Annotated in this window: 26 protein-coding genes; 15 read left to right on the plus strand and 11 right to left on the minus strand. The window is 63.6% G+C overall.

The window, feature by feature from the left end; translation table 11 throughout:
- Nucleotides 1-328: 328 nt before the first annotated feature.
- From WCB02_RS26520 to WCB02_RS26530, 3 genes are all read right to left on the minus strand, one after another.
- Nucleotides 329-907, minus strand: a complete 579-nt coding sequence (locus tag WCB02_RS26520) for a glutathione peroxidase (RefSeq protein WP_423962745.1) — start codon at nucleotides 905-907, stop codon at nucleotides 329-331.
- Between the two features lie 76 nt (nucleotides 908-983).
- Nucleotides 984-2,633: a hypothetical protein gene (locus WCB02_RS26525; protein WP_423962723.1), complete on the minus strand. Its 1,650-nt coding sequence runs from the start codon at nucleotides 2,631-2,633 to the stop codon at nucleotides 984-986.
- A 33-nt stretch (nucleotides 2,634-2,666) separates the two neighbouring features.
- Complete coding sequence (locus WCB02_RS26530; RefSeq protein WP_423962724.1) at nucleotides 2,667-4,253, minus strand: L,D-transpeptidase family protein; 1,587 nt, start codon at nucleotides 4,251-4,253, stop codon at nucleotides 2,667-2,669.
- A gap of 462 nt (nucleotides 4,254-4,715) precedes the next feature.
- On the opposite strand from WCB02_RS26530, the gene WCB02_RS26535 reads away from it, so the two are divergent.
- Complete coding sequence (locus WCB02_RS26535) at nucleotides 4,716-5,204, plus strand: CreA family protein (protein ID WP_423962746.1); 489 nt, start codon at nucleotides 4,716-4,718, stop codon at nucleotides 5,202-5,204.
- Between the two features lie 4 nt (nucleotides 5,205-5,208).
- On the opposite strand, the gene WCB02_RS26540 is transcribed toward WCB02_RS26535, so the two are convergent.
- Nucleotides 5,209-5,478 (minus strand): hypothetical protein, encoded by a 270-nt coding sequence (locus WCB02_RS26540; RefSeq protein WP_423962725.1) that lies wholly within the window; start codon nucleotides 5,476-5,478, stop codon nucleotides 5,209-5,211.
- Between the two features lie 412 nt (nucleotides 5,479-5,890).
- On the opposite strand from WCB02_RS26540, the gene WCB02_RS26545 reads away from it, so the two are divergent.
- Nucleotides 5,891-6,061 (plus strand): hypothetical protein, encoded by a 171-nt coding sequence (locus tag WCB02_RS26545; RefSeq protein ID WP_423962726.1) that lies wholly within the window; start codon nucleotides 5,891-5,893, stop codon nucleotides 6,059-6,061.
- A gap of 61 nt (nucleotides 6,062-6,122) precedes the next feature.
- Nucleotides 6,123-6,497, plus strand: a complete 375-nt coding sequence (locus tag WCB02_RS26550) for a hypothetical protein (protein WP_423962747.1) — start codon at nucleotides 6,123-6,125, stop codon at nucleotides 6,495-6,497.
- Nucleotides 6,498-6,551: 54 nt separating this feature from the next.
- Here WCB02_RS26550 and WCB02_RS26555 read toward each other — a convergent pair whose 3' ends face one another.
- Both WCB02_RS26555 and WCB02_RS26560 read right to left on the minus strand, forming a co-directional pair.
- Nucleotides 6,552-6,806, minus strand: a complete 255-nt coding sequence (locus WCB02_RS26555; RefSeq protein ID WP_423962748.1) for a DUF6719 family protein — start codon at nucleotides 6,804-6,806, stop codon at nucleotides 6,552-6,554.
- Nucleotides 6,807-6,880: 74 nt separating this feature from the next.
- Entirely contained in the window at nucleotides 6,881-7,033 is a 153-nt protein-coding gene (locus WCB02_RS26560; protein WP_423962727.1) for a hypothetical protein, read from the minus strand.
- A 161-nt stretch (nucleotides 7,034-7,194) separates the two neighbouring features.
- On the opposite strand from WCB02_RS26560, the gene WCB02_RS26565 reads away from it, so the two are divergent.
- The 3 genes from WCB02_RS26565 (at nucleotide 7,195) to WCB02_RS26575 (ending at nucleotide 9,774) form a co-directional block, all read left to right on the plus strand.
- Nucleotides 7,195-8,475 carry an ArgE/DapE family deacylase gene (locus WCB02_RS26565; RefSeq protein ID WP_423962728.1) on the plus strand — a complete coding sequence of 427 codons (1,281 nt, stop codon included), beginning with the start codon at nucleotides 7,195-7,197 and terminating at the stop codon, nucleotides 8,473-8,475.
- 124 nt (nucleotides 8,476-8,599) lie between these two features.
- Entirely contained in the window at nucleotides 8,600-9,001 is a 402-nt protein-coding gene (locus tag WCB02_RS26570) for a PaaI family thioesterase (RefSeq protein ID WP_423962729.1), read from the plus strand.
- A 149-nt stretch (nucleotides 9,002-9,150) separates the two neighbouring features.
- Entirely contained in the window at nucleotides 9,151-9,774 is a 624-nt protein-coding gene (locus WCB02_RS26575; protein ID WP_423962730.1) for an N-acetyltransferase family protein, read from the plus strand.
- Between the two features lie 72 nt (nucleotides 9,775-9,846).
- Here the strand turns inward: WCB02_RS26575 and WCB02_RS26580 are convergent, their stop codons facing one another.
- The 3 genes from WCB02_RS26580 to WCB02_RS26590 form a co-directional block, all read right to left on the minus strand.
- On the minus strand, nucleotides 9,847-10,152 hold the full coding sequence (locus WCB02_RS26580) for a hypothetical protein (protein WP_423962731.1): 306 nt from the start codon (nucleotides 10,150-10,152) through the stop codon (nucleotides 9,847-9,849).
- Nucleotides 10,153-10,303: 151 nt separating this feature from the next.
- On the minus strand, nucleotides 10,304-10,981 hold the full coding sequence (locus tag WCB02_RS26585) for a DUF2161 domain-containing phosphodiesterase (RefSeq protein WP_423962732.1): 678 nt from the start codon (nucleotides 10,979-10,981) through the stop codon (nucleotides 10,304-10,306).
- Between the two features lie 178 nt (nucleotides 10,982-11,159).
- The gene (locus tag WCB02_RS26590; protein WP_423962733.1) at nucleotides 11,160-11,840 is read right to left on the minus strand and encodes an SDR family oxidoreductase; all 681 of its coding nucleotides are present in this window, start codon (nucleotides 11,838-11,840) and stop codon (nucleotides 11,160-11,162) included.
- 184 nt (nucleotides 11,841-12,024) lie between these two features.
- Here WCB02_RS26590 and WCB02_RS26595 point away from each other — a divergent pair, with 184 nt between their 5' ends.
- Nucleotides 12,025-12,237, plus strand: a complete 213-nt coding sequence (locus WCB02_RS26595) for a hypothetical protein (RefSeq protein WP_423962734.1) — start codon at nucleotides 12,025-12,027, stop codon at nucleotides 12,235-12,237.
- A 45-nt stretch (nucleotides 12,238-12,282) separates the two neighbouring features.
- Here WCB02_RS26595 and WCB02_RS26600 read toward each other — a convergent pair whose 3' ends face one another.
- Together WCB02_RS26600 and WCB02_RS26605 are read right to left on the minus strand one after the other, a co-directional pair.
- The gene (locus tag WCB02_RS26600) at nucleotides 12,283-13,026 is read right to left on the minus strand and encodes a tyrosine-protein phosphatase (protein ID WP_423962735.1); all 744 of its coding nucleotides are present in this window, start codon (nucleotides 13,024-13,026) and stop codon (nucleotides 12,283-12,285) included.
- Nucleotides 13,027-13,231: 205 nt separating this feature from the next.
- Complete coding sequence (locus WCB02_RS26605; RefSeq protein WP_423962736.1) at nucleotides 13,232-13,426, minus strand: DUF2735 domain-containing protein; 195 nt, start codon at nucleotides 13,424-13,426, stop codon at nucleotides 13,232-13,234.
- 547 nt (nucleotides 13,427-13,973) lie between these two features.
- Here WCB02_RS26605 and WCB02_RS26610 point away from each other — a divergent pair.
- The 8 genes from WCB02_RS26610 to WCB02_RS26645 form a co-directional block, all read left to right on the plus strand.
- A complete protein-coding gene (locus WCB02_RS26610; RefSeq protein ID WP_423962737.1) occupies nucleotides 13,974-15,008 on the plus strand; it encodes a glutamine synthetase beta-grasp domain-containing protein in 1,035 nt (344 codons plus the stop codon).
- Nucleotides 15,009-15,160: 152 nt separating this feature from the next.
- Nucleotides 15,161-15,847, plus strand: coding sequence for a substrate-binding domain-containing protein (locus WCB02_RS26615; RefSeq protein WP_423962738.1), 687 nt, complete (start codon nucleotides 15,161-15,163; stop codon nucleotides 15,845-15,847).
- A gap of 35 nt (nucleotides 15,848-15,882) precedes the next feature.
- Nucleotides 15,883-16,734: a tetratricopeptide repeat protein gene (locus tag WCB02_RS26620; protein ID WP_423962739.1), complete on the plus strand. Its 852-nt coding sequence runs from the start codon at nucleotides 15,883-15,885 to the stop codon at nucleotides 16,732-16,734.
- Nucleotides 16,735-16,865: 131 nt separating this feature from the next.
- Nucleotides 16,866-17,339, plus strand: a complete 474-nt coding sequence (locus WCB02_RS26625; protein ID WP_423962740.1) for a hypothetical protein — start codon at nucleotides 16,866-16,868, stop codon at nucleotides 17,337-17,339.
- Between the two features lie 82 nt (nucleotides 17,340-17,421).
- Complete coding sequence (locus tag WCB02_RS26630; protein ID WP_423962741.1) at nucleotides 17,422-17,571, plus strand: SPOR domain-containing protein; 150 nt, start codon at nucleotides 17,422-17,424, stop codon at nucleotides 17,569-17,571.
- Nucleotides 17,572-17,728: 157 nt separating this feature from the next.
- Nucleotides 17,729-18,604 (plus strand): MBL fold metallo-hydrolase, encoded by an 876-nt coding sequence (locus WCB02_RS26635; RefSeq protein WP_423962742.1) that lies wholly within the window; start codon nucleotides 17,729-17,731, stop codon nucleotides 18,602-18,604.
- Between the two features lie 16 nt (nucleotides 18,605-18,620).
- Nucleotides 18,621-19,442, plus strand: a complete 822-nt coding sequence (locus WCB02_RS26640; protein ID WP_423962743.1) for an aspartate dehydrogenase — start codon at nucleotides 18,621-18,623, stop codon at nucleotides 19,440-19,442.
- A gap of 238 nt (nucleotides 19,443-19,680) precedes the next feature.
- Nucleotides 19,681-20,971: ABC-F family ATP-binding cassette domain-containing protein (locus WCB02_RS26645; RefSeq protein ID WP_423962744.1), on the plus strand; the 1,291-nt coding region annotated here is incomplete at its 3' end.

A 20,971-nucleotide genomic window follows, 5' to 3' on the forward strand; every position in this document is an offset into this window, starting at 1 on the left:
GAACCGCCGCTGCGGCGGCGGCAGGAGTAGCTGGCGCCGCCCGCAAAACCGCTGCGGCCTCCGGCGACAAGGGCAGCGTCTGCGACCAGGCGAGACCCGGCGCACACAGCGAAACTGCAACGATCAATCCTGCCGCAACACGCATCTGGTTTCCCTCAAATCTCGTCGCCGCTTGCAGCGTTTTTCGCCGTCGCCGCAGCAATTTTGCCCCGGCGCATTGTACTCTAGCCGCCTCGTCCGAGCCAAGGCAACGAATGGACGACATGATGGCGGAATTGTCGCCGGCGCAGTTAATTCCGGGAACAATTTTGCTGGACTGACGCGCAGCTCAGGCCTCGGCGAGCGCCCGGGCAATCGCGGTCTTGACCCTGGTATCGGTGGGCTCGACGGCGGAGGGGAAGACGTCGGCGATATAGCCGTCGCGGCCGATCAGGTATTTGTGGAAGTTCCAGCGCGGAATCTCGTTCGGGCGCGCTTGCGCGGCCCATTTGTAGAACGGGTGGGCGTTCGGCCCGACCACGTCGGCCTTCGCAGCAATCGGAAAGGTGACGGAATATTGCTGCTCGGCGGTCTCCGCGATGTCTTTCGCCCCGCCCGGCTCCTGATTGCCGAAATCGTTCGAGGGGACACCGATGAGCCCCAGCCCACGGCCGCGAAACTCGGTCCACAAGGCCTGCAACCCGGCATATTGCGGTGTGTAGCCGCACAACGACGCCGTGTTGACCACGAGCAGGGGGTGGCCGGTATGTTCGGCGAGGTGGATGTCGTCGCCACCGGACAGCGCCGGGAACGAGAAGGCATAGGCGGTGATTCGACTCATCGTAGTTTCGGCGCGAGCGCCACGCGTCACAAGCGGGGTTGCCATGGCCGCCAGCGCGGCTTTCAGGGTTGTCCTGCGGTCAAGGATCATGGCGTGGGCCCCTTGGATGATTGCTGTGGCGGCAGGATACCCGATCCGTCCTGGCGCACCGCTCAAGTTGCCGTTACGGCTTGGCCAGGCACCACGGCAGCGGCATCAGCGGCATATAGTACCGGTTCCACTCGCAGGTCGATTCGGGACCGACGCGTCGGAGGCTGTATTTGATCGGCTCGGCCTGGCTGACCACGACGTGCAGCCCGATCAGTCCGGCTGCGATCGGCATGGTCCATCGGTGAAACCGCAGGTCGGGCATCGCGTCGAGCAGGATGGCGCCAGCCAGGATGATCAAGGGATCGGTGAAGATGAAATATTCGACCTTGAGCCCGCGCCGCACGCCGAGCGCGTCGACCCCGATCGCCGCCCCCATCAGCAGGAGCGCTTGCAGCGCGACCTGCCTCTGGCCGTGCCTGAAGGCGATGGCGATGCCGGGAATGATCAGCCAGGTGAGAAAGACGGTCGGCCGTGGCGAAGAGTGCAGCACGAAGCTGTAGCGCGCCAGAACCGAGGCCAGCCCATCGAGCAGCAGCAGGACGACCGCTGTGAGGCTGGATCCGTTCGCGGCGCCCGACGTGTTGGCGTCGGCGAATGTCAGCATCTTCTCCAGCGGGTTGACGACCGCAATCACGTTGGTGGTGTTGTAATCGAGATCGAGCAGCAGCAGCGCGATCGCCGCGCCCGCGGCGACCGCAGACATCGCGGCGAGTGTCTCCGCGGCGGAGACCCGCCACAGTACGGCGTAAGTGCCCATCGAGGCTGCGATCAGGACCAGCAGCATGGCCTGATAGACGCCGAACCGGCTGAGGACCAACGGGTGGAATTGCGCGGCATCGAGCAGGGTGCGATCGAGGCCGGTTGCAAGCAGCGGCGACGCGGCTGTAGTGGCCGCTGCGGCGATGAGGGCTGCGACAGCCGCAATCAGCCAGCTTGCCGGCGTGCGCCAGAACGCAACGCTCGCACCGGCCGGGCCGCCAAACGGCAGGATCAGCAATGGCAACGCCGCGATCAACAGGATCGCCTGCACCTTGTTCTCCAGGCCGAGCACGCACAGCGCGGCCGCAAGCGCCAGGCCGAGTGGGCGCAAAAGCCGGCCACGGCGCCCGAGCGCGATCAGCAGCATCAGCGCGAAGATGACGGGGCAGGCGGCGACGAGCTCGCTGCGCAGGATGCGCGAATGCACGGCGATGCCGCCCGACAGCGCGAACGCCAACGTCGCCAAGAGCGCGACGCGCCAGTCGCGCAGGATGCGGCGGCCAAGGACTGCGAAGATCAGCACGCAACCCGCGGCGATCAGGAACGCCAGCACGCGCCCGGCGCGGACGGCATGTGTCATGGCGATATCGAATGCCGCCGCATCGGTCGCCGGCGGTATGGCCGGCAGCGTATAGGCGTCCAATAGCCCGAGCCCATGCAGCAGCTGGAACCAGGATTTGACCGACAGTATGGTCAGATAGGCCGTGTGATCGAGGAACTGCTGCGGCTTGCCGTCGTTCATGGCGAGCGCGCTGTAGATCACCATGAAATCCATATCGGCGTTGCGCCAGTACACCACGGCGTAGCCGAACAGGACAAACGATACCGCAAGGCCTGCGACGATCGCCGCCAAGCCAAAACGCCAACCGATGAAAGTCAGTCGCTCGAACGCATCGTTGGCCGCATTGGCCGCTTCGGTCGGGGGCGCGGCGGTCCGGGCCGTGGCGGCGGGAAGCTCTGTCATCCGGCGGCTTTTAGCCGCCGGTCCCGCAGCGCGCTAGCGCAAGGACACGATGAAGTCGGTGCCTTCGCCGGTTTCACCCTGGTTAATGCCCTGATCGGACACGATGATCGAGCTTCCGGTCGTCATCGCGTCGGCAATCCAAGCCATGGTGTCAGGCGGGATCGTGATCCGGTCCAGCGCTTCGGACGCGCTGTCGGGAACGGGCAGCGGCTTCGCCTCGAGCGGAGCCTTGCCCCTGTGGCGACCATGCTCATCGTTTTCGCCGCGCATCGCGGTGCGGGCCGTGGTCGGCAGCGAGATCACCGACCAGTGCAGGACATTGGGATCGGTCTTGTCGACGTCGGCCGTGAAGACGTGGGTGCCGAGCGGCCGGTCGCTCGCAGCGATCGTCACGGGCACGTCGAACAGCGGTTCGAAGTTCTGGCGCACGAACAGCTTGGAGTCCTTGCGGCTGATGAAGACCGCGATCTGGCCGGCGTGTTTTGGCGCCGGTTTGGCCGCAGCCGGCGCGTCGGCGGCCCGGCTCTCGTCCTTGTGGACGTCCGCCTCGCTGGGAGCGGCATCGACGGCTTTCCCTGCGCTCTGGTCGGGTTTGGCGGCGTCGGCTTTCGCCGGTTCGGCGTTGGCCGCATCGGTCGTAGCGTCGGTCTTGGTATCGCTTTTTGGCGTTTCCGCCTGGGCGCTTGCGGCGCTTTGCTCCGGCTTCACGTTGGCGCCAACCGACTCGAGCGGTTTCGCCACCTCGCCGGCGGACCTGGCCTTGGTCGTGTTCGGCGACGCGTCATCGCTGGAAGAGGCATCCGACATCGTGACTGCGGATTTGCTGTCGCTTGCATCTGCGCCGGCGTCGGCGGTGTGGGTCTGATCGCGCAACGGCATGGACGCGTCATCAGCGGAAGCGTTGATGACGTCATGGTGGCCGACCGTCGTCCTCAGTTCGAGCTTGGCCTCGGTCGTGGCAGGCGCAATGTCGGCTGCGCCCTTGTCGCTTTTTTGCGCGGGCGGGGCGTCGGCTGGAACCGCCGCGGCCACCGGCTGCGGTGCGACCTTCGCTGCCGGCAGCAGGGGGTGGGCGAAACTCTCCGGGCTCAACTCGCCGGGGATGACGACGACCCTCGCGCCCATCCTGGTCCAGCCATACATCTTCACGGCGAAACCCGGCGGCATGCGGATGCAGCCGTGCGACGCCGGATGGCCCGGCAGCACGCCGGCATGCATCGCAATGCCGGACCAGGTGATGCGCTGCATGTAGGGCATCGGCGCGCCACTATAGATGTTGGACTCGTGCCACTTCTGCTTCTGGATGACGCTGAACACGCCCATCGGCGTCGCATGCCCGGGCATGCCGGTCGAAACCGGCGCTTCGGCGAACAGGCCATTGGCGTCGTAGATCTTCAGGCGTTGCTTCCTGATCGAGACCTCGATGATCAGCGGCGCCTGCGGCTTGGGGCCGGTGTCCTTTTCGGCGGATTTTTGCTTTTTCGCCGAATGTCGGCGCTCGCCTTGGTAGCGCGCCCGCTCCGCCGGATCGGCCCGATAAAGCCCGGATTCGGCGTCCCGCCAGTAATACAGCGAGGCGTCCGCACGCGAGACGGTGCCGACGGCGCCCGTTGCGGTCAAAACGGCGACACACCAGAACCGGCGTCCCGCGACCGAAGAATTCAACCCACTTACGGGACCCATTTTCAATGCCTTCGTCGTTCGGGTTTTAGTTGTCGCAGACGCAATATCCGTTCACCAGCACAGGCCTTCCAATCACGGCGTTTTGGCGCTCACCGTAGCAAAAAAGCCTCACATTGCGGTAAACAGCGCTAGCGCTTACCGCCCTCCTGTGCTCGCATCAGGGCAAAGCTGCGCCAACGGGCCTCCAAGTAGCCTTCACTCCTGACTTCGTGATAGATCGCCGCCGGGTGCATGAGCTCGGGCATCGGCAGAACCTCCGAGTCCGAGTCCGGCGCCTGCCTTTTTGTTCCCGATCCAATCGCCGCCTGTCGTGCAGGACTTCGATCGTGGCCTCAGGAGACATCAATGACATCGAATGCCATCATTCCGTATGACAAGCGGCTGAGTTGCCTGATTTTGATGGTGATCGCGTGGCTTACCGCGCCACCTGCGCTCGCCGCCGATGAACCGGATCTGATCTTCCAACGCTCGACCGTGTTCAAGCTGCTCAGCCCCAACGACAAGCTTGCGACCTACGGCGTCGACGACCCCGAGGTCGAAGGCGTCGCCTGTCACTTCACGGTGCCGGAAAAGGGCGGCTTCAAGGGCTGGCTCGGTCTTGCCGAAGAGGTCTCCGATATTTCACTGGCCTGCCGCCAGATCGGACCGATCCGCTTCAAAGATAAGCTGGTGCAGGGCGACGACATGTTCCGCAAGCGGCGTTCACTGTTCTTCAAGAAGATGCAGATCGTGCGCGGCTGCGACGCCAAGCGCAATGTGCTGGTCTACATGGTCTATTCGGACAAGCTGATCGAGGGATCGCCGAAGAACTCGACCTCGACCGTCCCGATCATGCCTTGGGGGCCAGCCGATCCCGACGTGCAGAAATGCGGCGATTTCGTTCAGTGATGCGCTACCGCCTGATCGGCTTGGTATTGGGGTCGCGGTAGCCGACGAGGCGTACGAACTTTTGCGGCGTGGATTGAGCCGATGTGTCGCCTCGTTGCTCAGACATCGCGCCGCAGCGGTTTGGCCAATTCGTCTTCGGTTGGTCGGTGCGGGCCGCGTATGCACCATCGGCTGCGGTCAGCTTTTGGATGTCGACCGGTGCGGCGGCTGGGGGCGGATCGTGGGAACCCTGACTGCCAAGCTTGTCGCCAACGATGATGTCGCCATTGTTCATGATCGGCATCCTCTGCCGGGTAAAATCACGCGCACCCGCGTTGAACGTTTCGTGATGGTCGTGGGCGGGTTTGCATGACCGCGGGGTGGAACGGCCGGCCGCATCTCTCTCCAACAGAGAAAAGTTAAGAATGCAGGTTCGGCGGCGACGATCGCCAATCGGCTGGACGGCCGCCACCCTTTTTGAGGTCGCTCCACGATCCCGCGCTGGGCCACTGCACCAGGCAGTAAGCTATTGAAATAATTTGCGTTTGCTTCGAATTGTTTCGTCCGCGTTGCGGCGACGACACAATTATTGTGCCGCACGAAACCATTTTCGCCTTTTGGCGCAGAACTCCGGAAACCCCCGATGGTTATCAAGCGACTAACGGATGACGGCGGAAGCGCCGGCCGGGGAGTTTGGAGGCAGTCAAATGCGCAGCGTCAGTTTCATCCTTGCGATCGCCTTCGTCGTGGCTGGCTCATCGATGGCAGGCTCGGCGGAAGGCGCTCTGCCGGGCGTCGGTACCTTCACCTATAACGGCTCGCCGGTCGCGACTTCCCACCCGATGGTGGTCGCAGGGCGCGCCGGCGCAACCCAATAAGGTCTGGAACTTTAGAAAAGAGAAATTGGTGAAACAAGAAAACCTCCCGAATACGGGTGTGGTGTTGGTTCGCTTCTGCGCCGCGGCATTGGCCGCAACTCTGGTTCTGAGCCAGGCGGCACTGGCCCAGGGGCAGGTGCGTCCGTCGATCAAGCTCGACGACGATTCGCGCCGCGAATTCGTTCGTCAATGTGCGCCCCGCATGTTGGGGCGCTGGGCGCATCCCGAGGAAGTCTGCGGCTGTCTGCATGACCACGCAGCCGCCGTGGTCCAGGATGACGACCTTCGCGAGGCGCTGTTGCGCGGCATCAGCGAGACCGGTGTGCCGACGATTGAGACGCAGTGGGTGCCGGCCGCGAAGCAATCCGAGATCGGCCCGACCTTCACCAAGATCGCCAAGCCGACATTGCAGTGTATGTTCAATCCTGCGAAGTAACCTCGGCAAAATGCTTCGGTCGCGCTGCCGTTTGATGCAGCCGCGTGCGTCTTGCTATTTCTTCTTGGGTCCGAGGCGCGGAATGCATTTTCGCGTGGCCACGATGCCCGCGGGCGTCATCTTGGATCCTGCCACCTGCTTCACCTTGCCGGCCCCGCAGGTTCCGTCGTCCACCAGGACGCGCTGCCCCAGCCGCAAGCCGACGATATCCTGTTCGCGCCCGACGTACTGCGCCAGCGACGGCGCCAGCCACGTCAAGCCGATCACTACGGGCAAGCCAAGCAGGCAACAGCGGGTGCGGCGCGACATCGTCATGATCGGTGAAACTCCAAAAGAGCTTCCAAGAGCAGATCGAGGCTGAACACAGCAACGGTCATTGCGGCTCACTTGTTCTGGATCTTCAACCCGTTCGGGCCGACATTGATCTGCAGACCCTCGGGTTGCTTCTTGGCCTGATAGAGGTTGTAGCCGAGGACGCCGATCACCACCACCAGCACGCCGACGATGAGATACAGTATATTTCGGTTGTCGGGCATGCGGTCTTCTCACAGTGTGCGAAAAACTCGGCGCAAAAAACAGCATCGATGCGATTTTGCAGTGTAGGGGTGCGCCCGCGATTCTGAAAGGTGTCTCGAAATGCCTGCAAACGATCCGCGAAGTATGATTTGATCCGGGCGTCAACAGGACACGATCACCCATGACCACCAGCGATTCCACGCAACGGATCCTCGATGCCGTCGATGCCGGCTTCGACGCACAACTCGCCATGACCCGCGATTTCGTCGCCATTCCCTCGACGCGCGGCGCGGAAGGTCCGTGCCAGGACATGATCGGCGATCTCCTGCGCGAGCGCGGTTATGAGGTTGACGATTGGCATATCGACGTCGACGACCTGAAGGATTTGCGCGGTTACGGCCCGATCGAACATGATTTCTCCCGGGCCCGGAGCGTGGTCGGCAGTTATCGGCCGTCGAGCAACGCCGGCAAATCGCTGATCCTGCAGGGGCACTGCGATGTCGTGCCGACCGGTCCGCTGGAGATGTGGAACACGCCGCCGTTCTCGCCAGTCATCAGGGATGGCCGGATGTATGGCCGCGGCGCCTGCGACATGAAGTCGGGCACGATCGGCGCGCTCGCAGCGCTGGACGCGATCAAGGCCTGCGGCCTCAAGCCGACGGCCCGGATCCACTTTCAGTCCGTGATCGAGGAGGAGAGCACCGGCGTCGGCGCGCTGTCGACATTGCAGCGCGGCTATCGCGCGGATGCCTGTTTCATCCCCGAACCGACCGGCGGCATGATGGTGCGTTCGCAGGTCGGCGTCATCTGGTTTCGCCTGAAAGTGCGCGGCCATCCAGTGCATGTGTTCGAGGCCGGCGCAGGCTCGAATGCGATCACGGCGGCCTATCATCTCATTCAGGCGCTGGAAAAACTCGAAGCCGCCTGGAACGAGCGGGCCAGCAGCGATCGCCATTTCAAAGCGTTGACGCATCCGATCAATTTCAATCCCGGGATCATCAAGGGCGGCGATTGGGCCTCCAGCGTGCCGGCATGGTGCGACGTCGATTGCCGGATTGCGATCCTGCCGGGCTGGTCGGTCACCGAGGCGCAGGCCGAGATTGCGGCCTGCGTCTCGTCCGCGGCGCGCGACCATCGCTTCCTGTCCAACAATCCGCCTCAGGTCGAATGGTCGGGTTTCCTGTCGGAGGGCTATGAACTGAAGGATTCCGCGGCACCGGAAGCCGCGTTCGGCAAGGCTTTTTCCGCCGTCTATGGCGGCACGGTCGAGGACCTCGTATTCACGGCGCTGACCGACACGCGCTTCTATGGGTTGAATTACGGCATTCCCAGCCTGTGCTTTGGCGCCAGCGGGGCGGCGATGCACGGTTTCAACGAATATGTCGACCTCGACTCGCTGCGGAAATCAACCAAGGCCACCGCGCTGTTCATTGCGGAATGGTGCGGGGTAGAGAAGGCCTGACGGTCGCGATGCGCGTAGCACGGTGGCTGGGACGGACGGCCTTATGCCTTACCTGGCAGGTCATTGCCTGATCGCTCCGGGCCGTTCAGAGCTCGCCGGCATCAAAGAGGGAGGATCGCCGATCATGACGCCGCTCGAGCAAATCCAGTCGATCAAGCTGCCGTTTGCGGAACTGAAAGGCGTGACCTTCACGGAAGCGGACAAGGACCGGGTGGTGGCGCGGATGCTGGTGCGGCCGGATCTTTGCACTCTCCATCACACGATTCACGGCGGCGCCATCATGGCGTTCGCCGACTCCGTTGGTGCCGCCGCGACCGTCATCAATCTGCCCGAAGACGCCAAGGGCACCACCACGCTCGAGAGCAAGACCACCTTCATCGGTGGCGCCGAGGAGGGCACGACGGTGATTGCGATCGCAACGCCGGTGCACCGCGGACGCCGTACCCAGGTCTGGCAGACGCGATTGGAAACCGAAGAGGGCCGGCTGGTGGCCGTCGTCACCCAGACCCAGCTGGTCCTCGTATGAATACGGGGCGTTATTTTCCTTAACCATCTGCTTGCGAACTCTCCCGATATTGACGGCAGGACGGTCTTGAATTCCATGTTGCGTTGCACAATATTCGAGTTCTAGGGATTCGACGCCTCCTCGAGGGTGCCCCAGAGGAGATTTTTCAAGTGTCACACGAAGATACCTTCCATCCGCGTGCCGGTTTCGGCTACGTGCGGACGCTCAGTCCGAACGAGGAGCTGCCGCTGTTGCGCGATCATCTGTTGCGGCTTGATTCGGAAAGCCGTCACGATCGCTTCAACGGCTTCCTGGATGACAGCTTCATCGAACGCTACGCCGCGAAATGCGCCGGCGACGGCACAATCGTCGTCGCCTACATGGAAAACGGTTTTGTCCGCGGCGCCGCTGAACTGCATCCGCCGGAACAGTCCGACGACGGGCTGCCGGAAATCGCGTTCAGCGTGGAAGCCTGCGTGCGGCGTCGCGGTGTCGGCAGCGTCCTGTTCAAGCGGTTGATCGCCGAAGCTCGATGGAAGGGTTATCGCCGGCTGCGGGTCACCACCGGTGCCCAGAATCACGCGATGCGGGCGCTCGCCAGCAAGTTCGGCGCTCACCTGGCGTTTACTCATGGCGAATCGAGCGGGACGATCGAAATCCGGCAGCAGCCTGATGCTGAACTGGCAAAGCTGGCGATCGATGCGCCGCTGCTCGCAGCGCGCGCGGTGATCAATTTCAACCGCGTGCTCTGGAAGCTGTTTTCCAGAATGTATGGAACGGGCCGCGCGGCCTGAGTGCTGAAGGGACGACCAAGCCTGAACCCGCCGGACACGCCGAATTTTCTGGCGTGCGGCGGCGGAAGCGTCCTACGTCCCGGTGCGCTTCTTGTCGTTGCTGAATCGGCGCACCACTCGGCGCTCGACCACGACAGAACGCTGCGCCCCTTGCTCGCCTGCAATCACCCGCGTGACCCCGCGCGCGCTGATGCGGCTCTGCTTCTTCACCTCGGCAAGCACGGTCTCGAACGGCATACCCATCAGCGACGCCGCGATCTCCGCCTGCGCCTCCACATCATCGGTGATGCCGACCGCAGCAAAAATCGCTTCATCGAGCGTCGGCGGATCGCGCCGGACACGCCGTGGTCCGTACTTCGTATTCCAGTCTTCGCTCATCGGAGCCTCTCGTTGGGTCCGGGATACCTAGGGAACCGGATGTTGCATTGCAATATTGAATTGGCCAGGCAAACCAGCCATGCATTCACCGATTTAGATGCGTTCGTTCTTGCAGTGTCACAAAATCATCGCCCCGAGCCTATGCGCCCGATCAAACGAAGTCGGCCGCGGCTTCTACGGGCTTTTGCGGCCAGCGTTTCAGCGCCGCATGACCCGCTTCGGTCAGCCTGTATACGCCGCGCTCGGTGCGATCGAACCAGCCATAGACGTTGTGCAGAAGAATCTTTCCGGCGTCGGGAATCGCAGGGCGCAGATCGCGCACGCGCTGCGGCCCGCGCGACAAGGCCGCCGCGCAGGCCAGCGCCTGCTGCCGGTAGGCGGTCATGATCGGCGCGCGCGTCGAACCGCCCATGGCAGGGTCGCCGACGCGGCGCTGGTGTTCGCCGACGAGACGCGAGCGCTTCCGGGTGTCGCGGCGCGGGGCCGTGGTCGGCGGCTTCACCAGCACCTCGACATCGCCGCGGCTCGTCACCCCAAGCATGCCAAAACCCAGCCGGCGGCAGAGATTGCGATAGCGTGCATCGCTTTCGCGGCCCTTGCCGCGCGCCGACATCCTGGCAGCGAGCCAGACCTCATCGCAGGCGCCGGCACGATCGACCGCCTGCAGCAGCAGTTCGAGGTTGAACGTCAGCTTCAATTCGCCGACCACGACGATCGGGGGATCGTCGGCGCTGAGCGCCACGACATCGCAGCCGCCGATCTCGCCCTTGACGGTAAAACCGAGCCGTTCGAGGAAGCGTTTGACGGGCAGATACAGCGTGGTTTCCAAGCTTGGTCCCTTCCGACTCAGTCAGCCGAATCTAACCTGGATCGCGTCGCGAGAGACCGGGGATTTGCGGTGTCGGCGATCTGACAGCCGCGTCTCGTGCAGCGAGAGCATTTACCCTTATTGCGCGCCGTCGGGCCGGCTGGCCGGAGGCGCCCTCCAGACCACCTCCAGATCCCTGCTAGACGCGTCCGCTGACCGGTATCAACGCGCCGGTGACTGCGCTGGCGGCATCGCTTGCCAGAAACAGGATCACTTCGGCGAGTTCCTGTGGCGCTACCCATTTGGCGAAATCCGCTTTGGGCATGCTGGCGCGATTGGCTGGGGTATCGATGGTCGATGGCAGCACCGCGTTGACCGTGACCTTGCCCTTCCACTCGGCGGCGAGCGCTTCCGTCAGGCGATGGACGCCGGATTTCGAGGCGGCGTAGGGGCCCATCCCGGAGCCGGCCTGCAATGCACCCATCGCCCCGATATTGACGATGCGCCCGGCGCTTGACGTCGCGAGATGCGGCAGCGCCGCGCGCGATGCGTTGAGCGCGGTGAGCACGTTGAGCGCATACATGCGCTGCCAGCTCTGCAAGTCGCCATCGGCGATCGTCTCGAATGTAAAGGCGCCGGCGATGTTGACCAGGGCATCGAGCCGGCCGAAATGCACGGCCGCGGTCTCGATCGCTCGCCTGGCCTGCACGGGATCGGCCAGGTCGACCCCACCGACTTCCAGCCGGGCTGATGTTTGAGTCACTTGCGCTTGCGCATGATCGACGCCAGCGACCCGGGCCCCGCGCGCAAGCGCGCTCTCGACGACGATGCGGCCGAGCGCGCCCAGCGCTCCGGTGACGACAATGACTTTTCCGTTCATTCCGAGACCTCCGCGTCAAGGCAACGGCCACCGTATCGCCGGAGCAAACAGACATGCAATGGCCGCACGGCCATGGCTTGCGGTCCCTGCCATTTTGCTAAAATTGGCGGCAGTTCCGTAAGTCGATGGCAGCGCGGTCGCGCCTATGCTGGTGATCCTCCGTTGAGGGACTGGAGTATTCACAATGGGATATCTGCCTGACCATGGCTTGCCGCTCATCCAGCTCAAAGAGCAACGGCGCGATCTGGTCGTCGCGTTGCAAAACCGCAATGGGCCGATCAGCGGCTGGGAATTGATGCAGATCGCCGCGGTTCAGCAGGCGATTTCCGCCTTCGAGGAGGTGATCGCCGACCTCGATGCGGAAGCGGAAGAAGCGGAAATGGAAGTCGCCGCATAAAGAGATGACGCGGCGATCCAGCCGCGTGGGTCGGTTGCGTCGGGATCAGGGCTCCAGATAGCGCGCTTCCAGCGTTGCGCGCTCGGCTTCGCCGAGACCGAGGCCGTCCGTGACATAGCTCGCGAGGTCGCGATAGTCGGCGCGGATCGCGTCGAAGCCCGCTTCCAGGAATGACGACTTGACCGATCCGATGGCCTCACGAACATCTTCGGGCAGATCAGTGCCGGAGGCGGGATCCCGCCGATAAAAACGGTTGGTGAGCAGGTAGTCTTCGGCGATCACATCTTCCGGCACCCCCAGCACATGCAGGATCAAGGCGCAGGCAAAGCCGGTGCGGTCCTTGCCCGCGGTGCAATGGATCACCAGCGGCGCGCGGTCTTCGATCAGGTGTGCAAACAGAATCCGGAAAAAGTGGGTATTGAGGCGAACATAGTTGCGGTAGGATTCGCGCATGATCTCGACTGCATCGGCCGATGACAGCGTGCCCGCGGCAAGCCGCGCCCGCAGCGCCGCGACCACCGTCGGCTCGATCGGCAGCGAATGTACCGCGATATCAGTGACGCCGCAGACCGCAGCTGTGCGCTCCTCCGTCCCACGGAAATCGAATGCGCTGCGCACGCCCAGCCCGCGCACCACGTCGATGTCGCCTGCTGTGAGATGGCCGAGGTGGCTGGAACGGAAAATCTGCCGCCAGCGTACCGTGCGGCCGTCGCGCGTGCCATAACCGCCGAGATCGCGGAAATTGCTGGCGCCTGCGAGGTTCAGATGGCGGGCCGGGAGATCTGGCATCCGTCCAGCTTAAGCCAAACCATGCGGCGAGGAAACGAGGTGGAAGGCGCAATCGGCGTGGTCATGCTCGGGCCGCAACGAGGGCATCATTCGACGCAAGCCTCATTGAAAAAGGGCCGAAACGATTTCGTTTCGACCCTGTTTCAGTGCGTCTGATGGACCGCTGCCCGACGCCAAAGCGGCGCGCCCGCATACAGACCGGACATCAGCGCTCCCACGCCGGCTTGGCGTCCTCGATCGCCGCTTGATGGTACCAGCTGCCGCTGCAAAGGGCCTCGTTAACGCGCGGGGTCTGGTCGACCGCATTGGTCTCGCCGTAGCGGCGGCCGCCGAGAGCCGAACGGCCCCCGGCCGGGAATTGATAGATCTTGGCGGATCCTTGATCCAAACTTGCACTCATTGATCATCTCCTTGGTTGTCGAGCCACTTCATGGTGCGCCCGACTCGTTCGCTAGTAGTTACTAACTGCGATATCGCCCCTGCTCCCGGGAATGCAATGTGATGAAAAGAAAATCATTTTGTGTGCAATTTATAGGCAGGACTGGTTTTGCTTTCTGTGAGGCAGCGCATCGGGTGGCTAACGCTTGGGTGGCGGCCAAGGTTGCCGGTCGACCGGAACTTCCTCACTTCGCATTTGGATAACTGGCGCGGCTTTGAGCCGGCGCGACGGAGCCGGGGGAAGTGCTGCGGAACTAGGCGGGAATCCGGCGGCGACTGACATATTTTCGTCGTCCGGATGACGACGACCGCGCTTCTATGTCGCACCCATCGGGCGCCGTCGGACACGCGCGGCCGGCCGATCTCCGGTTCTTGAGGCGGGTTGGGGCGTTGCTCGGGTTGGCACATAAAATGCTTCGTTGCATCTCGGCCGATTGTGGCCGGGTAGGCGCGTGGCGGCCAGCTTTTCGGTCTCCCGCCGTTCAAAAATCGATCAACAGAGAGGCTCAATGACGAAATACAAGCTCGAGTATATCTGGCTCGACGGCTATACGCCGGTGCCGAATTTGCGCGGGAAAACCCAGATCAAGGAATTCGCCTCGTTTCCGACACTGGAGCAATTGCCGCTGTGGGGTTTCGACGGCTCCTCGACCATGCAGGCTGAAGGCCACAGTTCGGACTGCGTGCTGAAGCCCGTTGCCGTGTTTCCCGACGGCGCGCGCACCAACGGCGTGCTGGTCATGTGCGAAGTCATGATGCCCGACGGCAAGACCCCGCACGTCTCCAACAAGCGCGCGACCATTCTCGACGATGCCGACGCGTGGTTCGGTTTCGAGCAGGAATATTTCTTCTATAAGGACGGTCGCCCGCTCGGCTTCCCGTCCGATGGCTATCCGGCGCCGCAGGGCCCATATTACACCGGTGTCGGCTACAAGTACGTTGGTGACATCGCCCGCAAGATGGTCGAAGAGCATCTCGATCTCTGCCTCACCGCCGGCATCAACCACGAAGGCATCAACGCCGAAGTCGCTAAGGGCCAGTGGGAATTCCAGATCTTCGGCAAGGGCTCCAAGACCGCCGCTGACCAGATGTGGATGGCCCGCTACCTGATGCTGCGCCTGACCGAAAAGTACGGCGTCGACATCGAATTCCACTGCAAGCCGCTCGGCGACACCGACTGGAACGGCTCCGGCATGCACGCCAATTTCTCGACCAAGTACATGCGCGAAGTCGGCGGCAAGGAGTACTTCGAAAAGCTGATGGAAGCCTTCAAGACGAATCGCGCCGACCACATCGCGGTTTATGGCCCGGACAACCACATGCGCCTGACCGGCAAGCACGAGACCGCCTCGATCGATACCTTCAGCTACGGCATTGCCGACCGCGGCGCCTCGATCCGCGTGCCGCACTCCTTCGCCAACAACGGCTACAAGGGCTATCTGGAAGACCGCCGTCCGAACTCGCAAGGCGACCCCTACCAGATCGCTTCCCAGATCCTGAAGACCATCTCCTCGGTGCCGACCGGCGCCAAGGCCGCGGCATAAGCCAGCCACAAAGCCGGGGGTGACCCGGCTGCGATAGGATCCGCCGGAGCAATGCTCCGGCGGATCACTTGTTTTTGGCGTGCCTGCTCGTGCGTGACCGGCAAAGTCCGTGATAGGTTGAAGAACCTCTTGCGCGCATCCCCGGACATCCCATGGAAAATGCCGTTCGCCTGCTCTCGACCCTCGCCCTCAAGGGCGCGGTCGTCCGCCTGTCCGGAGACTACCAAGCTGCGACGGGCACCCGGATCGACGCGGATTTTGCGCCGACGATCGGGCTCCTGAAGCGGCTGCGCGGCGGTGAGACCGCCGATCTCGTCATCCTGACCCAAGAGGGGCTGCAGCAGCTTGTCGCCGAAGCGGCCGTGGTCGCTGCAACCAAGGTCGACCTCGCGCGCTCCTATGTCGGCATCGCCGTAAAGGCGGGGCGGCCGCACCCCGATATTGCCACCACGGCGGGGCTTCGCGCGACATTGCTTGCCACGCGATCGGTCGCCTATTCGCAGATCGGGGCGAGCGGCATTTTCTTCGCGAGCCTGATCGAGCGGCTCGGCATCGCGTCGGAGGTCAACGCCAGGGCCGTCATCACGCCATCAGGCTTTACGGCCGAACGGCTGATCACCGGCGAAGCCGATCTTGCGGTCCAGCAGATCAGCGAACTGATGCAGGTGGAGGGGATCGATGTGGTCGGTCCGATCCCGCTCGAATTGCAAACCGCCGCGATCTTTTCCGCCGGACGCATGGCGGCGTCGAAGCGGGCTGAGCAAGCCGACCGGCTGTTGCAATATCTGGCTTCGCCTGAATTGATTCCGGTGCTGCGCGACACCGGACTCGAGCCTTGAATTTGCCCGCGCGGCGACGCACCCTCGCAACCGTCATGACAGACTGGCTTTCTCGGCTGGCAACTCTCGCAATCCCGGGCCTCGCCGTCGCGCTGATGGCTGCCGCGCTCACGCCATTGCGCGCGCACGCGCAATCGGCCGACCTCGTGCTGTGCGACCGGCTTGCTGCCGACCCCAGTGATCCCGACAAGCCGGCCGACGTCAAGGGCGTGCCCGAGATCGCGGCGTCGGATGTTGCGACCGCGATCAAATTCTGCAAGCAGGCATCGGCTTCGCGCCGGGCGCTCTATGAGCTCGGCCGCGCCTATGCCGCCAACCGGCAGACCGCGGACGCGATCGCCGCCTGGCGCAAGGCGTCCGACAAGGGATCGACCTCGGCCATGGTGGAACTCGGCGTGCTCTATGCGACGGGCGCCGGGCTTGCCAAGGACGAAGCCCAGGCGCGCAAGCTGTTCGAGCGCGCGGCCGAAGCCGGCAATCCGCGCGGCGTCACCAATCTTGCCGCGCTCGGCGGCGCTGCGGCGACCTCGGCCGACCCCGCCAGGGCGCGCGAGTTGCTGGCGAAGGCCGCGGAGACCAATGCGGAGGCGCAGTATCAGCTTGGCCTGATGCTCGCCGATGGCAATGGAGGGCCGAAGGATGAGGCCGGCGCCCGAGCACTGTTCGAGAAGGCGGCGGCGCAAAATCACCCGGGCGCGCTGATGCAGATGGGCGCGTTCACGGAGGAGGGCCGTGGCGGCCCGAAGGATCCCTCCGCCGCCAAGAGCTATTATCAAAGGGCCGCCGACCTCGGCGACGCCGACGCCAAGGCCGCGCTCAAGCGGCTGCAATGTCCCGTGGTGCTGAAGGACAAGCGCGGCAATGTCGTGAGCGACCTGTGCTTCTAGGGCACACGCCCTCGGCAGCGCAGGTCCAGCGAAGGGTTCATGGCGGACAAACGAGCTGACGCCGGCTTGATCGAGCGCAAGCGCGCCGGGCCGGAAGCACGTAGAAAGGCCAGAGAAAAATGGAGACCTCGATGAAATTGCGTGGATGGATCGTGGGCTTGCTGATGGTGGCCGCTGCTGCGCCGCTGGCTATGGCGCAATCTGGTCCATCCAGGTCGGACAGCAGCGAGCAGTACGTCCCGCGGCTCGGCGACATCATGAACAATGCACAAATCCGGCACATCAAGCTGTGGTATGCCGCCAAGGCCGCGAACTGGGAGCTTGCGGCGTTCGAGATCCGTCAGCTCCAGGAGAACCTGGTCGAAGCCGCGCTGCTCTATTCCGGCATTCCCGTGACCAATGTGACCACGCTCGCAGCCCCGTTGCAGGCTGTCGCCGATGCGATCGATGCCAAGGACAGCAAGAAATTTGCCAAGGCGTTCGGCGATCTGACCGGCGGCTGCAATTCCTGCCATCAGTCGATGCAGCGGGCATTCGTTCTGATTCGAACGCCGACCGAGCAGCCGTTCGGGGATCAAGTGTTTCCGCCGCAAGGAAAGAAATAGCTACCGGAAATGGCGGATTGAAAGTGCAGTGGAACATCGGCCGGGCCGTTATCGTTGCCTCCTGGCGAAAGGAGGTCCGATCATGATCCGTAAGCTGCAATCCGGTGGCTACCGGCTGTATTCCCGCAAGGTCGATCCGAAGACCGGCAAGCGACGCAATCTCGGCACTTTCAGGTCGCGCGCCGCCGCCGAGAAGCACGAGCGCGCGGTGCAATATTTCAAGCGGCATTGACAGCCCGCTCGTCCTATCCGTCGACGGCGCGGGAGAAGCCCCGCTGGCGCAGCCGGCGCGATAGCAGGCACGCGGCGCGGGCGCTCATGCGCCGCCGCCGCCTTGAACCGCCGATGATCGGCCGCTACGGTATGGAAAAACCGGGCGAGCCACCACCATGAAGCAGATCAGGATCGGCGACATCACCATCGACGCGGTGATCGAGCGCGAGGGACCGTGGCGGCGGCCGCAGGATTTCTTCCCGGCCTATGACGAGGCGGTGTTCAGGCATCATCTGCCCGGCATGGAGCCGGAGGTGTTCGACAGCGCGCTCGGGATGATCGTGATCACCTATCAGACTTTCGTAGTGCGCACACCGCGCTACACCATCCTGGTCGATACCTGCACCGGCGAGGACAAGGGCCATCCGCCGCCTTTCGATTTTCCCGGCAAGGAGCGCTGGCGCAACGAATTGTTCGCGCTCGGCATCGACTACGACAAGGTGGATTATGTGTTCTGCACCCACCTGCACATCGATCACACCGGCTGGAATACGATTTTGCGCGATGGGCGATGGGTGCCGACCTTCCCGAACGCGAAATACGTCTTTCATAAAAAGGAGTACGCGGTGTGGGAAGAGCAGCACGAGAAGGGCGCCAACCCGCCGGGCACCGTGTTCCGCGACAACTGCCTGCCGATCGTCGAAGCCGGGCAGGCGCTGCTGGTCGATGATGACTACGCGCTCGACGACACCATCACGCTGACGCCGACGCCCGGGCATTCGCCCTGTCATTGCTGCGTCAACATCTTCTCCAAAGGCAAGCGCGCCGTGGTCGCCGGCGACCTCATGCATCATGCCATTCAGATCCGTGAGCCCGAGTGGTCGGCGAAGCCTGATTGGGATCCGAGACAGTCGGCGGTGTCGCGGCGGAAATTCTTCGCCTCCGTCGCCGACACCGATACGCTGATCCTGCCGATCCATTTCCCGAACCCAACGGCGGGTCTGCTGAAAGCCGACGGTGATCGCTTCGATTACCGTTTCGTGCGCGAATAGGGCGGTCATCCGAGCAATGACGGACGGTTCAAGCATCCCATTGCGGGTCGCGATTGCCGGCCTCGGTCCGATCGGGACACGGGTCGCCAAGGCGCTCGATCAGGGCATCGATGGTCTGACACTGAGCGCGGTCTCTGCGGCCAATATCGAAAAGCATCGCGAATGGCTGGGCCAGCTCGGCCAAATGCCGAAGACCCTGCCGATCGAGGCTCTGGCCGACGTGGCCGATATCGTCGTCGAATGCGCGCCGAGCAGGCTGGTCAGGTCGATCGTGGCGCCGGTGGTGTCGCGGGGCAAGATAGCGCTCGTGCTCAGCGTCGGCGCGCTGCTCGAGAACGACGATCTGATCGCGCTCGCGAAAGACAATCGCGGTCAGATCGTGGTGCCGACCGGCGCGCTGATCGGGCTCGATGCCGTGACCGCAGCTGCGGCCGGCACCATCCATTCGGTCAAGATGGTCACGCGCAAGCCGCTTCGCGGATTGGCGGGGGCTCCCTATCTCGTCGAGCACGGCATCGATATCGAAGGGGTGGTCGAGCCGCTGAAGATTTTCGATGGCACGGCCCGGCAGGCCGCCAAGGGATTTCCGGCCAACCTGAATGTGGCCGTCGCGCTGTCACTCGCGGGGATCGGTCCCGACCGCACCAGAGTCGAGATCTGGGCGGATCCCACCGTGACGCGCAACACCCATCGCATCGAGGTGGACTCGGATTCGGCCCGATTTTCGATGGTGATCGAAAACATCCCCTCCGAGAATCCGAAGACCGGCCTGATCACCGCGTTGTCGGTGATTGCCTGTCTGCGTAAGCTCCACGCTCCCTTGCGCATCGGAACCTGAGCAACGATCCGCTGCCGAGCAACTTCAGGGTGCGGGAGGCCTCAACTTGAGGCGCTCCGCATCAGCCCGGGATGGGCTTTCCCCCGCGCACCACATCGAATAAGAGGCCGCTGGAGCGTTTTCCGATTGAATCGGAGAACGCTCCAGCTGTCCCCTTATCAGTCGCATTTTCTTGCGGAAAGCCGGTGTCCACCTTTCCGGAAAATGCTCCAGCAACGATTTCAATGTTCAGGCGCCAATGATCCGTCTCGATAATGTCTCCAAACAAGTCGGTCACCAGATTCTCTTCATCGAAGCTTCCGCGGCCCTGCAGAAGGGCGAGAAGATCGGCCTGGTCGGTCCGAACGGCGCCGGCAAGACCACGCTGTTCCGGATGATTGCCGGCCAGGAGCCGCCCGACGAGGGCCAGGTGTCGCTCGATCGCGGTATCTCGATCGGCTATTTCAGCCAGGACGTCGGCGAGATGTCCGGCCACAGCGCCGTGGCCGAGGTGATGAACGGCGCAGGGCCTGTCAGCGCCGTCGCCGCCGAATTGAGGGAGCTCGAGGCCGCGATGGCCGATCCGGCGCGGGCCGGCGACATGGACGAAGTCATCGCCCGTTACGGCGAAGTGCAGGGGCGCTTCGAGGAGCTCGACGGTTACGCGCTGGAGGGGCGCGCGCGGGAGGCCTTGGCGGGTCTCGGCTTCAGCGAAGAGATGATGGACGGCGACGTCGGCGCGCTCTCGGGCGGCTGGAAGATGCGCGTGGCGCTGGCGCGCATCCTCCTGATGCGGCCCGACGTCATGCTGCTGGACGAGCCGTCCAACCACCTCGATCTGGAAAGCCTGATCTGGCTCGAGCAATTCCTGAAAGGCTATGAGGGCGCGCTGCTGATGACCTCGCACGACCGCGAGTTCATCAACCGCATCATCACCAAGGTCGTGGAGATCGATGGCGGTTCGCTGACCACCTATTCGGGCAATTACGAATTCTACGAGCAGCAGCGCGCGTTGAACGAGAAGCAGCAGCAGGCCCAGTTCGAGCGTCAGCAGGCGATGCTGGCCAAGGAGATCAAGTTCATCGAGCGATTCAAGGCGCGTGCCTCGCATGCCGCCCAGGTGCAGAGCCGCGTCAAGAAGCTCGACAAGATCGAGCGCGTCGAGCCGCCGCGGCGTCGCCAGACGGTGGCGTTCGAATTCCAGCCGGCGCCGCGCTCCGGCGAGGATGTCGCCAGCCTGAAGAATGTCCACAAGGGCTACGGCAGCAGGAGCATCTATCAGGGGCTCGATTTCATGATCCGCCGCCGGGAGCGCTGGTGCGTGATGGGCATCAACGGCGCCGGCAAGTCGACGCTGCTCAAGCTGGTGGCGGGTTCGACCGAGCCTGACGACGGCAAGGTGTCGATCGGCGGCAGCGTCAAGCTGGGCTACTTCGCCCAGCACGCGATGGACCTGCTTGACGGCGAACGTACCGTGTTCCAGTCGCTGGAAGACGCGTTTCCGCAGGCCGGCCAGGGCTCGCTGCGCGCGCTGGCCGGCTGCTTCGGTT

This window comes from Bradyrhizobium sp. (genome assembly GCF_049581145.1).
Lineage (GTDB): Bacteria > Pseudomonadota > Alphaproteobacteria > Rhizobiales > Xanthobacteraceae > Bradyrhizobium.

What these genes read in the sequence shown, in the direction of transcription:
- WCB02_RS26525 (WP_423962723.1), bottom strand. Translation starts at nt 2,633, where the DNA reads ATGACAGAGCTTCCCGCCGCCACGGCCCGGACCGCCGCGCCCCCGACC.
- WCB02_RS26535 (WP_423962746.1), top strand. Translation starts at nt 4,716, where the DNA reads ATGGTGATCGCGTGGCTTACCGCGCCACCTGCGCTCGCCGCCGATGAA.
- WCB02_RS26540 (WP_423962725.1), bottom strand. Translation starts at nt 5,478, where the DNA reads ATGAACAATGGCGACATCATCGTTGGCGACAAGCTTGGCAGTCAGGGT.
- WCB02_RS26545 (WP_423962726.1), top strand. Translation starts at nt 5,891, where the DNA reads ATGCGCAGCGTCAGTTTCATCCTTGCGATCGCCTTCGTCGTGGCTGGC.
- WCB02_RS26555 (WP_423962748.1), bottom strand. Translation starts at nt 6,806, where the DNA reads ATGTCGCGCCGCACCCGCTGTTGCCTGCTTGGCTTGCCCGTAGTGATC.
- WCB02_RS26560 (WP_423962727.1), bottom strand. Translation starts at nt 7,033, where the DNA reads ATGCCCGACAACCGAAATATACTGTATCTCATCGTCGGCGTGCTGGTG.
- WCB02_RS26565 (WP_423962728.1), top strand. Translation starts at nt 7,195, where the DNA reads ATGACCACCAGCGATTCCACGCAACGGATCCTCGATGCCGTCGATGCC.
- WCB02_RS26570 (WP_423962729.1), top strand. Translation starts at nt 8,600, where the DNA reads ATGACGCCGCTCGAGCAAATCCAGTCGATCAAGCTGCCGTTTGCGGAA.
- WCB02_RS26580 (WP_423962731.1), bottom strand. Translation starts at nt 10,152, where the DNA reads ATGAGCGAAGACTGGAATACGAAGTACGGACCACGGCGTGTCCGGCGC.
- WCB02_RS26590 (WP_423962733.1), bottom strand. Translation starts at nt 11,840, where the DNA reads ATGAACGGAAAAGTCATTGTCGTCACCGGAGCGCTGGGCGCGCTCGGC.
- WCB02_RS26595 (WP_423962734.1), top strand. Translation starts at nt 12,025, where the DNA reads ATGGGATATCTGCCTGACCATGGCTTGCCGCTCATCCAGCTCAAAGAG.
- WCB02_RS26600 (WP_423962735.1), bottom strand. Translation starts at nt 13,026, where the DNA reads ATGCCAGATCTCCCGGCCCGCCATCTGAACCTCGCAGGCGCCAGCAAT.
- WCB02_RS26605 (WP_423962736.1), bottom strand. Translation starts at nt 13,426, where the DNA reads ATGAGTGCAAGTTTGGATCAAGGATCCGCCAAGATCTATCAATTCCCG.
- WCB02_RS26610 (WP_423962737.1), top strand. Translation starts at nt 13,974, where the DNA reads ATGACGAAATACAAGCTCGAGTATATCTGGCTCGACGGCTATACGCCG.
- WCB02_RS26615 (WP_423962738.1), top strand. Translation starts at nt 15,161, where the DNA reads ATGGAAAATGCCGTTCGCCTGCTCTCGACCCTCGCCCTCAAGGGCGCG.
- WCB02_RS26620 (WP_423962739.1), top strand. Translation starts at nt 15,883, where the DNA reads ATGACAGACTGGCTTTCTCGGCTGGCAACTCTCGCAATCCCGGGCCTC.
- WCB02_RS26625 (WP_423962740.1), top strand. Translation starts at nt 16,866, where the DNA reads ATGAAATTGCGTGGATGGATCGTGGGCTTGCTGATGGTGGCCGCTGCT.
- WCB02_RS26630 (WP_423962741.1), top strand. Translation starts at nt 17,422, where the DNA reads ATGATCCGTAAGCTGCAATCCGGTGGCTACCGGCTGTATTCCCGCAAG.
- WCB02_RS26635 (WP_423962742.1), top strand. Translation starts at nt 17,729, where the DNA reads ATGAAGCAGATCAGGATCGGCGACATCACCATCGACGCGGTGATCGAG.
- WCB02_RS26640 (WP_423962743.1), top strand. Translation starts at nt 18,621, where the DNA reads ATGACGGACGGTTCAAGCATCCCATTGCGGGTCGCGATTGCCGGCCTC.